Here is an 11,616-nt window from a genome sequence, read left to right as displayed (position 1 = left end):
TTTATAAAGAGTTATCAATTGATAAAGTAGATGAGCAAAGCTCATCTACTTATATAATGTTGAATTAATCCAGTGTAAAGCTTAAACCAAGACCTCTAAGTTCATGCAGCAATACATTCAATGATTCCGGAATACCAGGTTGTGGCATTGGATCACCTTTCACAATTGCTTCATAAGCTTTTGAACGACCTACTACGTCGTCCGACTTGATTGTAAGAATTTCCTGCAAGATATGTGCCGCACCGAATGCCTCAAGTGCCCAAACCTCCATTTCCCCGAAACGCTGACCACCAAATTGAGCTTTACCACCAAGAGGTTGTTGCGTAATAAGAGAATACGGACCAATAGAACGGGCATGCATTTTGTCGTCAACCATGTGTCCAAGTTTCAAGAAGTAGGTTACACCCACAGTTGCTGGTTGGTCAAAACGATCTCCTGTACCTCCATCATACAAATATGACTTACCGTACCGAGGAATTCCAGCCTTATCAGTCCACTCATTCATGTCATCAATAGACGCTCCGTCAAAAATAGGAGTCGCAAACTTAACATTCAATTCGCGTCCGGCCCAACCCATAACCGCTTCAAAAATCTGGCCAAGGTTCATACGAGAAGGCACACCAAGAGGATTCAAACAGATATCAACCGGCGTTCCATCTTCAAGGAAAGGCATATCTTCCTGGCGAACAATCTTGGAAACAATACCCTTGTTACCGTGACGTCCTGCCATCTTATCACCCACCTGAATTTTACGTTTCTTAGCAATATATACTTTTGCCATCTGAACAATACCAGTAGGAAGTTCGTCTCCGATTGTAAGGTCGAATTTCTTACGTTTAAGCTCTGCATCCAATTCCTTATTTTTCTTTAAGTAATTCAGAATTACAGCCTTAATCATATCATTCTTCTGAGCGTCTGCAGTCCATTTGCTTACCTGGATTGATTCATAGTCAAGTTCCTCCAATGCCTTACGGCTAAATTTGGCACCCTTGGCTACAACTTCCATATTCATGTAATCTTTCACACCCTGTGATACTTTTCCAGCAGTAAGGGTTAAAAGTTTTTCTACCAACTGACCTTTAAGCTCGGCCATTTTGTGTTCGTAATCTTCATCCAGCTTTGGCAAAATAGCCTTGTCGGTAAGTCTTGATTTTCTCTTTTTAACAGCCTTTGAAAAGAGGCTTGTACCGATAACCACACCATGCAAAGACGGTTTAGCTTTCAAAGAGGCATCCTTAACATCACCCGCCTTATCACCAAAGATAGCACGAAGTAATTTCTCTTCAGGTGATGGATCTGATTCTCCTTTAGGAGTAATCTTACCAATCATAATATCACCCGGTTCGATACGAGCACCAACGCGAACAATACCTCTTTCATCAAGATCTTTTGTTGCATCTTCACTCACATTGGGAATATCGGAGGTAAGTTCTTCCATTCCTCGCTTGGTTTCACGAACTTCAAGGATATACTCATCAACATGAACAGATGTGAAGAAGTCTTCACGTACCATACGTTCATTCAATACAATAGCATCCTCATAGTTATATCCCTTCCAAGGCATGTAAGCCACCTTGATGTTGCGACCTAAAGCAAGTTCGCCATTTTGAGTTGAATAACCTTCTGTCAGAATATCCCCGGCTGTTACGCGCTGACCTTTGCGACAAATAGGACGCAGGTCGACCGTTGTACCCTGGTTCGTTTTTCTGAACTTTGGTATAATATAAGTTTTAACCGAATCTTCGAAGCTTACAAATTCTTCTTCTTCAGAACGGTCATATCTAATCTTGATACATGTTGCATCTACAAATACAATCTCACCTTCACGTTCAGCCATAATCTGAGTACGTGAATCACGTACAAGCTGTTTTTCAATACCAGTACCTACAATCGGGGCATCGGTACGCAACAAAGGAACAGCCTGGCGCATCATGTTCGATCCCATCAACGCACGGTTTGCATCATCATGTTCAAGGAAAGGAATCAAAGAGGCGGCGATAGATGCAATCTGTGTAGGAGATACGTCCATCAAATCTACTTCATCCGGAGAAACTACGGGGAAGTCGGCCTCAAAACGAGACTTAACCTTATCCCTGATAAATTTACCATCATCATCCAATGGAGCGTTACCCTGAGCAATGGTCAACTCTTCCTCTTCTTCTGCCGTATAGTATTGCAGACCCTCGTCAGAGAAATCAACTTTACCATTTTCAACTTTACGATAAGGTGTTGAGATGAAGCCTAAATCATTGATTTTTGCATATACACATAATGAAGAGATCAATCCGATATTCGGACCTTCCGGTGTTTCAATCGGACAAAGACGACCATAATGCGTATAGTGAACGTCACGAACCTCAAAGCCCGCACGCTCACGCGATAGACCGCCTGGTCCCAATGCAGATAAACGACGTTTATGTGTAATTTCAGCCAATGGATTGGTTTGATCCATAAACTGAGAAAGCGCATTAGTACCGAAGAATGAATTTACTACCGAAGAAATGGTCTTAGCATTAATAAGATCGATCGGAGTAAACACTTCGTTATCTCTTACGTTCATACGTTCGCGAACCGTACGAGACATACGAGCCAGACCAACACCGAATTGGTTGTATAGCTGCTCGCCAACCGTACGAACACGACGGTTACTTAAGTGGTCGATATCATCAACTATTGCCTTTGAGTTAATAAGCTCAATCAAATACTTGATGATCTCGATAATATCTTCTTTCGTCAAGACTTTAACGTCTTCACTTGTTGAAAGATTTAGTTTTTTATTTATTCGATAACGACCTACTTCCCCAAGATCGTAACGCTTTTCTGAGAAGAATAAATTGTTGATAACTTCGCGTGCACTTGCATCATCAGCCGGTTCAGCATTACGCAACTGTCTGTAGATATATAGAACAGCCTCTTTTTCTGAGTTACTTGGGTCCTTCTGAAGCGTATTATAAATAATAGCAAAATCAGAAAGATTCTGGTCCTCACGATGAAGTAATATATTCTGTACGCCAGATTCCAGGATAGAAACTATATTATCTTCATCCAGCACCGACTCACGGTCGATAATAACTTCATTTCGTTCAATAGAAACTACCTCACCTGTATCTTCGTCTACAAAATCTTCTACCCACGTTTTTAATACACGCGCAGCAAGTTTACGGCCTAAAAGTTTCTTAAGATTAGTTTTGTTTACCTTTACTTCTTCAGCAAGATTAAAGATTTCGAGGATATCCCGGTCACTTTCAAAACCAATAGCACGTAAAAGTGTAGTTACAGGTAATTTCTTTTTACGGTCAATGTATGCATACATGACATTATTGATGTCTGTTGCAAATTCAATCCAGGAACCCTTGAATGGAATGATACGTGCCGAATATAATTTAGTACCATTGGCATGGATGCTTTGACCAAAGAATACACCCGGAGAACGGTGCAACTGCGAAACTACAACGCGCTCTGCTCCATTTATAACAAACGTACCACGCTCTGTCATATATGGAATCGGACCCAGATAAACATCCTGAATAACCGTATCAAAATCCTCGTGATCTGGATCGGTACAGTAAAGTTTCAACTTTGCTTTTAAAGGCACACTATAGGTTAATCCACGTGCAATACATTCGTCGATAGTGTAGCGGGGCGGATCGATATAATAATCTAAGAACTCCAACACAAAATTGTTACGAGTATCTGCAATGGGAAAATTCTCTGCAAACACCTTATACAATCCCTCCTTCTTGCGCTTTTCGGGGGGTGTGTCAAGTTGAAGAAAGTCTTGAAATGACTTCAATTGTACTTCGAGAAAGTCCGGATAAGGAAGTGGATTCTTTATCGAAGCAAAATTAACTCTTTGGTTTTCAGCTGTTGAAGACATCTAGTAAGGAATTTATTGAACTTAATGAAAATATAGACACAAAAAGGTTAAGAATCTTTGTTTGCAAAGATTCTTAACCAAATCACCTGATTACCAGGCTAGAAATACTATTTAAGCTCAACTTCAGCTCCAGCTTCTTCTAAGCTTGCTTTTAATGCTTCAGCAGTTGCTTTATCAACACCTTCCTTAACTACAGAAGGAGCAGCATCAACAAGATCCTTAGCTTCCTTCAATCCAAGGCCACATTGTTCTTTAACTGCTTTAACTACCTGAAGTTTTGCACTACCTGCGCTCTTCAAAACAACATCAAAAGATGTTTTTTCTTCAACAACCTCAGCAGCAGCTGCGGGACCGGCTACAGCAACAGCTGCAGCAGCAGGTTCGATTCCGTATTCTTCTTTAAGGATAGTTGCCAGTTCACTAACTTCTTTTACGGTCAAGTTTACTAATTGTTCTGCAAAAGCTTTCAAATCTGCCATTTTTGTATGAATTAAATGATTGTTATTCTTTGTAATATTTTAAAATTATCTTTCCTGGAGAGTTTGCAATACTCCATGAATTGTGTTTCCGCCCGACTTAAGAGCAGAGATAACGTTCTTAGCTGGAGATTGCAACAACATGATAACATCTCCGATAAGTTCGTTCTTACCCTTAACATTTACAAGAGCATCCAGGTTCTGTGCACCTACGTAGAAACATTCCTGTACGTAAGCAGCCTTCAACTGAGGCTTACCTTCACCTTTAGTATCTTTTGTAAAGTCTTTGATAAGTTTAGCAGGAACGTTAGCAACGTTAGAAAACATCACAGCGGTGTTTCCCTTCATTGAGTTGAATAAAGGCGAGAAATCACCTTCTACATTATCTAACGCTTTTTTAAGCAGGGTGTTCTTAACAACAACCAACTTTACTTCCTTCTTATAGCATTCTCTTCTCAAAGCGCTTGTTTTTTCAGCGTTAAGAGCTTCGATGTCTGTTAAATAGAAATTTGCATATTCATTAACAGTTGCTGTAAGCTGGTCTATAATAGCACTTTTATCTTCCTTTCTCATTGTTCAATTGTTTTATTAATTTTCTTCAACTGATTTAGGGTCAATTTTAATACCCGCACTCATTGTACTTGAAAGATAAATGCTCTTTACGTATGTTCCCTTAGCTGCAGACGGTTTCAATTTCATAAGTGTAGAAATGAATTCCTTTGCATTGTCGCGAATCTGATCCGCATTGAAAGAAACTTTACCTACAGATGTATGAACGATACCTGTCTTGTCTACTTTAAAGTCGATCTTACCTTGTTTAACTTCCTTCACAGCATTACCTACTTCATTAGTAACTGTACCGCTCTTTGGGTTAGGCATAAGACCACGAGGACCTAATACACGACCTAAAGCACCAATCTTACCCATGATAGAAGGCATTGTAATGATAACGTCAATATCAGTCCAACCACCTTTAATTTTTGCAATATAATCATCCAACCCTACATAGTCAGCGCCAGCCTCAGTAGCTTCAGCTTCTTTGTCGGGAGTACATAATACAAGAACTCTAACTTGCTTACCTGTTCCATGAGGAAGTGAAACAACACCTCTCACCATCTGGTTTGCCTTACGGGGATCAACTCCTAAACGAACATCAATATCTACAGAAGCATCAAACTTTGTTGTAGTAATTTCTTTTACTAAAGCTGAAGCCTCTTTTAATGAATATGATTTCCCAGCTTCAATCTTGCCCAAAGCCAACTTTTGATTTTTTGTAAGTTTACTCATCTCAATTGAAGTTTATTAGTTATTTTCAGGGAATGCCCCTTTAACATTGATACCCATACTTCTGGCAGTACCAGCAACCATTTTCATGGCTGAAGTAACAGTAAAACAGTTAAGATCGACAATCTTGTCTTCTGCGATAGCTTTTACCTGTTCCCAAGTAATTTCGCCTACCTTCTTACGGTTTGGCTCTGCAGAACCACCTTTCAATTTTGCCACTTCCAACAATTGGATAGCAACAGGAGGTGTTTTAACAACAAAGTCGAAAGACTTATCAGCATAGTAAGTAATTACCACTGGTAATATCTTACCGCTTTTGTCTTGAGTTCTGGCATTAAATTGCTTGCAAAACTCCATAATATTAATACCCTTAGAACCTAAAGCAGGTCCAACAGGGGGAGAAGGGTTTGCCGCTCCTCCTTTAATCTGCAATTTAATTTGTCCAACAACTTCTTTTGCCATTTTTCTAAAATTTAGATATATAACACTAAAAACGGAAAGAATACACAATTCGTAACAAAAGTACTATTCCTTCTCCACTTGCATATAACCCAACTCAAGGGGGGTCTTACGTCCGAAGATCTTGACCATCACCTTCAGTTTCTTTTTCTCGGTGTTGACTTCTTCGATTAAGCCACTAAAGCCACTAAATGGACCAAAGGTAACTTTGACATTTTCGCCAACATAAAACTGGATATCCATTTCTTCCTGTTGTTCCTGAAACTCATCAACCGTACCTAAGATACGGTTCACTTCAGAAGGACGAAGGGGAACCGGATTATCCGATCCTCCAAGGAAACCAATTACGTTGGGGATATTTCTCAATCGATGAGCAACTTCTCCTACCAGAGCTGCTTCAACAAGTACATATCCAGGTAAGTAAGCTCTTTCTTTCATCACTTTCTTACCATTACGTACTGTAAAAGTCTTTTCTGTAGGAATTAAGACTTGAGATACATATTCTCCCAGATCCGTATTCTTAAGTTCAGCTTCCAGATACTCTCTAACTTTATTCTCTTTGCCACTAATGGCTCTGAGAACATAAAATTTCTTTTGTATGTCAGACATGAAAAACTGAATTAAAAAATTGTTTCGTAGAAGAAGCGCATTACTGTCTCAAAACCCAAATCAATCACAAAAATCAGTGCAGCGATCATAAGGGAAGCAAACATGACAACCACAGCACTATTGGATAGTTCTGATCTTGTAGGCCAAGAAACTTTATAAACAAGTTCGTTATAAGATTCTTTAATATAAGCAATTATCTTTTTCATTGAATCTATAGATTTTTAGCACGGGTCGAGAGACTCGAACTCCCGACACCTGGTTTTGGAGACCAGTGCTCTACCAACTGAGCTAGACCCGTATATAGTCAGCCCCGAAAGGCTGACTATTATTTAGATTGAATTAGTCGATCAATTCAGTAATCTGACCAGCACCTACTGTACGTCCACCTTCGCGGATAGCGAAACGAAGACCTACGCTACAAGCAACCGGGTAGATCAATTCTACAGTGATTGTCAAGTTGTCACCTGGCATAACCATTTCAGTTCCTTCTGGCAAAGTGATCTCACCAGTTACGTCCAATGTACGGATGTAGAACTGAGGACGATATTTGTTATGGAATGGAGTGTGACGACCACCTTCTTCTTTCTTCAGGATATAAACCTCAGCCTTAATTGTAGTGTGAGGAGTTACTTTTCCCGGGTGTGTGATAACCATACCACGTTTGATTTCAGTTTTGTCAACACCACGAAGCAACAAACCTACGTTGTCACCAGCTTGGCCTTCGTCCAAAATCTTACGGAACATTTCAACACCAGTTACAACTGATTTCTTTCCTTCAGAACCTAAACCGATAATCTGAACTTCTTCACCTGTTTTGATGATACCAGTTTCGATACGACCTGTAGCTACAGTACCACGACCAGTGATAGAGAACACGTCTTCAACAGGCATCAAGAAAGGCTTGTCAACTTCACGCGGAGGCAGAGGAATCCATGTATCACATGCATCCATCAATTCCATGATCTTATCTTCCCATTGTGGATCACCGTTCAAACCACCAAGAGCAGAACCACGGATAACAGGAGTATTGTCGCCGTCGAAATCGTAGAATGAAAGAAGTTCTCTCATTTCCATTTCAACAAGATCCAACATTTCTTCGTCATCAACAGAATCACATTTGTTCATGAAAACAACCAATTTAGGAACGTTAACCTGACGTGCCAATAGGATGTGTTCACGAGTTTGAGGCATAGGACCATCAGTTGCAGCAACAACGATAATAGCACCGTCCATCTGAGCAGCACCAGTTACCATGTTCTTAACGTAGTCGGCGTGACCCGGACAGTCAACGTGTGCATAGTGACGGTTAGCTGTCTGATATTCTACGTGAGAAGTATTGATAGTAATACCTCTTTCTTTTTCTTCAGGAGCATTATCAATCTGATCGAATGATTTTACTTCAGAAAGACCTTTTTTTGCCAATACGGTTGTAATAGCAGCTGTCAACGTTGTTTTACCGTGGTCAACGTGACCAATCGTACCTATGTTCACATGAGGTTTCGATCTGTCGAATTTCTCTTTTGCCATAACTTAATTGTTCTTTATATGATTAATGATCTGTACTTCTATCATTTTGAGCCGATGCCGGGACTTGAACCCGGGACCTCTTCCTTACCAAGGAAGTGCTCTACCGCTGAGCTACATAGGCAATAGAGCGGAAAACGGGACTCAAACCCGCGACCCTCAGCTTGGAAGGCTAATGCTCTATCAACTGAGCTATTTCCGCATCTTTATTTTTCAGTAAGTGGGCAGTGATGGATTCGAACCACCGAAGACGTAAGTCAGCTGAGTTACAGTCAGCCCCATTTGGCCACTCTGGTAACTGCCCAAAATATTTTTTTAAAACAAAAAAGCACGCTTGCTTTTTTTTTGAGCCTCTTGTCGGATTCGAACCAACGACCCCGAGATTACAAATCACGTGCTCTGGCCAACTGAGCTAAAGAGGCATTCAATATTTTTCTAACAGAAGCCGTTTCGTCACAACGGCGAAACGGCTGCAAATTTAGATATTTTTTCTAATATACCAAACTTATGAGGTAATATTTTATTTAGCTCTTGTTTTTTCCTTGAATTTAAGTAATTGTTTAGATAATGCTTCAACACAACTATCAACTGATTCTTCAAAAGTATCACTCACTTTCTCAGCAAACAACTCCCCACTCTTAATCTTAAGCTTTATTGACGCCTCCTTATTCTGAAATGTTTCTGGCTTTGTCACTTTAAAAAATACTTCGGCCTGTAATATTCCATCATAATACTGTTCCAGTTTGGAAACTTTCTTCTGAGTAAATGCTTCTAACTGTGTGAAAGCATCAAAGTGGATAGACTGAATTCGAATGTCCATAATAACCTCCTTTTTTTTTGCTCTGGGATGAGCATGATACACTTTTTTTAATTCCTCAAAGGTTGTATGCGTGTAAACACTGGTTGAAGCTAAACTACTATGTCCTAGTAACTCTTTCACAGCATTCAACTCTGCCCCGTTGTTCAACATACTTGTCGCAAATGAATGTCTTAGAACATGAGGACTCCGTTTTGCCAGCGCCGGTATCTCCGAGAGTCTCTTTGTTACTATTTGATAAACAATTCCGGAAGATAATTGGTTTCCGTTTTTCTTAACAAAAAGCCACTCACTTTCTGTTTCCGGTATTTTTTTTCTTATCTCGTTGTAAGCAAGTATCATATCCTTTAATCCGGACGCAAATGGAATCAGGCGTTGCTTATTTCTTTTCCCAGTCACTTTAAGCAGGGACGATTCAAAGTCTATATCAGACAACCTTATACCGGTCAGTTCCGAACACCGGATACCGGTATCATAGAACAATTCGATAATCAGGCGATCCCTCACTCCCTCAAATCCATCTTCAAAACCATCCCCATCCAGCAAAGATTCCATATCGGAATCCTTTATAAAATAAGGTAAAGGTTTCTTAGTTTTCGGCCCGCTTATCAAGCGCATGGGACTCGACTCAACTATTCCAAGTTTCAGAAGAAACTTATAAAACGACTTCAAAGAACTCAATTTACGGTTAACTGATACTGGAGAAATTTTATCGTTTAGCAATGCAACAATCCAATTCCTTACAACATCCGGACCTACATCCGTAAATCCGGACAAATCCGTCTCTTCTTTAAGATATAATTCAAATTGACACAGATCATTAGAATACGCGCCAATGGTATGATCGGAATAATTCCGCTCATACCGTATATATTGTAAAAAAGAAGTTATCAACTCATTCACGCCGCATCAACATTTAATGCAACGAATGTAGCGATAAAAATTCAATTAAACAAGTTGAGGCTGTATTTATTCTTCAACCAATTGAAGTTGCTGAACATATACCGCACGCATATTCTGTTTTCTTTTAACCACAGAAGGTTTAGAGAAAGCCTGACGGTTTCTAAGTTCTTTAACAACACCTGTTTTTTCAAATTTTCTCTTAAATTTCTTAAGCGCTTTTTCAATATTTTCGCCTTCTTTCAATGGAACTACGATCATAATTTAATTTATTATAATATTTAATTAGTATATCCTCTAAATGGGCAGCAAAATTAGACATTGTTTCGTGATATTCAAAACATTCTTACAAATATTCGTATTTTTTTATGATTTTAATCTTCAATCACCTGTAGTATTACTTTAAAAACCAACACCAGTCACTAAAAGACAAAACATTAGATAAGATACCTGCTTACTACCAAAACAATATCCAGTAATACATATATCACTAAAAATCAGACAAATGTACGAATATTACCACATTCAAACAACTATTTATTCTTAAATAAGCAGCACCCTGATTGTAAAAAAAACAAAAAAAACAGATATCAGGGTAGGTATTTTGGTTAGATGGCGTGTCTTTGTAGTATAGCAGGGTCTGGAGGGACTCATGTTATGCGTACAGATTGCTCCATATATCTTTGAAACAAGCAAACAAATAAATAGTTTTTACATTTAAAGAGGTATTTATTGAGTACTATTTTAAAGAAATGGTGTATATAAAGATGTATATGTTGATCCACATTGTTCCGATAGCATGATTGTGTTGCCGGATTCAATGAAGAGCAAACTTTGAAATCACTTTTATTTAATAATGATATGAAAAACATCTCAAGAAGAAATTTTCTTAAATCAGGCGCAGTTGCAGCTGCTGGTCTGACCATCGTACCGGGAACGGTTATGGGAAAAGCATTCGGGCATACGGCTCCAAGTGACAAACTGAACATAGCCGGCATTGGTGTTGGAGGTATGGGACGCCGTAACCTGGCCAACATGAAGACAGAAAACATCGTTGCCCTTTGCGACGTTGATTGGAAATATGCCGATAAAACCTTCAAAGATTATCCTGCTGCAAAGAAGTTTAAAGACTGGCGGGTCATGTTCGACCAATTCGGCAAATCAATCGATGCCATTATGGTTGCCACACCAGACCATACACATGCCGGTGTTACAGCTCATGCAATCACATTGGGCAAACATTGCTATACGCAGAAACCCCTCACCCACTCTGTTTACGAATCACGCCTGCTCACCAAGCTTGCTCAAAAATACCGTGTAGCCACCCAGATGGGTAACCAGGGAAATTCATTCGACTGGTGCAGACAAATTGCCGAGTGGATTCAATCGGGTATTATCGGCGAGGTAACCGAAGTTCATTGCTGGACAGACCGTCCTATCTGGCCGCAGGGATTATCAGAACCTAAAGGAACTCCCAAGGTGCCAGGCACTCTGGATTGGAACCTTTGGATTGGTCCGGCTAAGATGAGACCTTACAACGAAGCTTATACTCCATGGAACTGGCGCGGTTTTTGGGATTTCGGAACAGGAGCATTGGGCGATATGGCATGCCACATCATGGATCCGCTTTATTGGGCTTTGGATCTTAAATACCCGACCAGCGTAATAGG

The 11,616-nt window shown here is 39.8% G+C and carries 11 protein-coding genes and 5 tRNA genes; 1 reads left to right on the top strand and 15 read right to left on the bottom strand.

Annotated elements, in window-relative coordinates; genetic code table 11:
- Positions 1-64: 64 nt before the first annotated feature.
- The 15 genes from rpoB to rpsU all read right to left on the bottom strand — a co-directional run bounded on the left by rpoB (position 65) and on the right by rpsU (position 10,207).
- Positions 65-3,877, bottom strand: a complete 3,813-nt coding sequence (gene rpoB / locus AB7E53_RS05550) for a DNA-directed RNA polymerase subunit beta (protein WP_079683944.1) — start codon at positions 3,875-3,877, stop codon at positions 65-67.
- Between the two features lie 107 nt (positions 3,878-3,984).
- Entirely contained in the window at positions 3,985-4,356 is a 372-nt protein-coding gene (gene rplL / locus AB7E53_RS05545; protein WP_068185074.1) for a 50S ribosomal protein L7/L12, read from the bottom strand.
- Positions 4,357-4,401: 45 nt separating this feature from the next.
- The gene (rplJ, locus tag AB7E53_RS05540; protein WP_079683943.1) at positions 4,402-4,926 is read right to left on the bottom strand and encodes a 50S ribosomal protein L10; all 525 of its coding nucleotides are present in this window, start codon (positions 4,924-4,926) and stop codon (positions 4,402-4,404) included.
- 15 nt (positions 4,927-4,941) lie between these two features.
- Positions 4,942-5,640, bottom strand: coding sequence for a 50S ribosomal protein L1 (gene rplA / locus AB7E53_RS05535; RefSeq protein WP_079683942.1), 699 nt, complete (start codon positions 5,638-5,640; stop codon positions 4,942-4,944).
- Between the two features lie 15 nt (positions 5,641-5,655).
- Positions 5,656-6,099: a 50S ribosomal protein L11 gene (gene rplK, locus AB7E53_RS05530; protein ID WP_079683941.1), complete on the bottom strand. Its 444-nt coding sequence runs from the start codon at positions 6,097-6,099 to the stop codon at positions 5,656-5,658.
- Between the two features lie 63 nt (positions 6,100-6,162).
- On the bottom strand, positions 6,163-6,705 hold the full coding sequence (gene nusG / locus AB7E53_RS05525; RefSeq protein WP_068185063.1) for a transcription termination/antitermination protein NusG: 543 nt from the start codon (positions 6,703-6,705) through the stop codon (positions 6,163-6,165).
- Positions 6,706-6,716: 11 nt separating this feature from the next.
- Positions 6,717-6,911, bottom strand: a complete 195-nt coding sequence (gene secE, locus AB7E53_RS05520) for a preprotein translocase subunit SecE (RefSeq protein ID WP_068185062.1) — start codon at positions 6,909-6,911, stop codon at positions 6,717-6,719.
- 19 nt (positions 6,912-6,930) lie between these two features.
- Positions 6,931-7,003: transfer RNA gene (locus AB7E53_RS05515), tRNA-Trp, on the bottom strand.
- A 41-nt stretch (positions 7,004-7,044) separates the two neighbouring features.
- Positions 7,045-8,232 (bottom strand): elongation factor Tu, encoded by a 1,188-nt coding sequence (gene tuf, locus AB7E53_RS05510; protein ID WP_446774637.1) that lies wholly within the window; start codon positions 8,230-8,232, stop codon positions 7,045-7,047.
- Between the two features lie 49 nt (positions 8,233-8,281).
- A tRNA-Thr gene (locus AB7E53_RS05505) sits at positions 8,282-8,353 on the bottom strand.
- 5 nt (positions 8,354-8,358) lie between these two features.
- Positions 8,359-8,431, bottom strand: a tRNA-Gly gene (locus tag AB7E53_RS05500).
- A 19-nt stretch (positions 8,432-8,450) separates the two neighbouring features.
- Positions 8,451-8,533: transfer RNA gene (locus AB7E53_RS05495), tRNA-Tyr, on the bottom strand.
- 44 nt (positions 8,534-8,577) lie between these two features.
- Positions 8,578-8,651 (bottom strand) — tRNA-Thr (locus AB7E53_RS05490).
- A gap of 98 nt (positions 8,652-8,749) precedes the next feature.
- Positions 8,750-9,949, bottom strand: coding sequence for a ribosome hibernation-promoting factor, HPF/YfiA family (gene hpf, locus AB7E53_RS05485; protein ID WP_176134073.1), 1,200 nt, complete (start codon positions 9,947-9,949; stop codon positions 8,750-8,752).
- Positions 9,950-10,015: 66 nt separating this feature from the next.
- Positions 10,016-10,207, bottom strand: a complete 192-nt coding sequence (gene rpsU, locus AB7E53_RS05480; protein WP_079683938.1) for a 30S ribosomal protein S21 — start codon at positions 10,205-10,207, stop codon at positions 10,016-10,018.
- Positions 10,208-10,807: 600 nt separating this feature from the next.
- Here rpsU and AB7E53_RS05475 point away from each other — a divergent pair.
- Positions 10,808-11,616 (top strand): Gfo/Idh/MocA family oxidoreductase (locus AB7E53_RS05475; protein WP_446774635.1); only part of this gene is annotated, 809 nt, incomplete at its 3' end.

Origin of the sequence: Macellibacteroides sp., from assembly GCF_050251695.1 — a bacterium.
Taxonomy (GTDB): domain Bacteria; phylum Bacteroidota; class Bacteroidia; order Bacteroidales; family Tannerellaceae; genus Macellibacteroides; species Macellibacteroides fermentans.
This window is presented reverse-complemented; position numbering and strand designations above follow the sequence as displayed.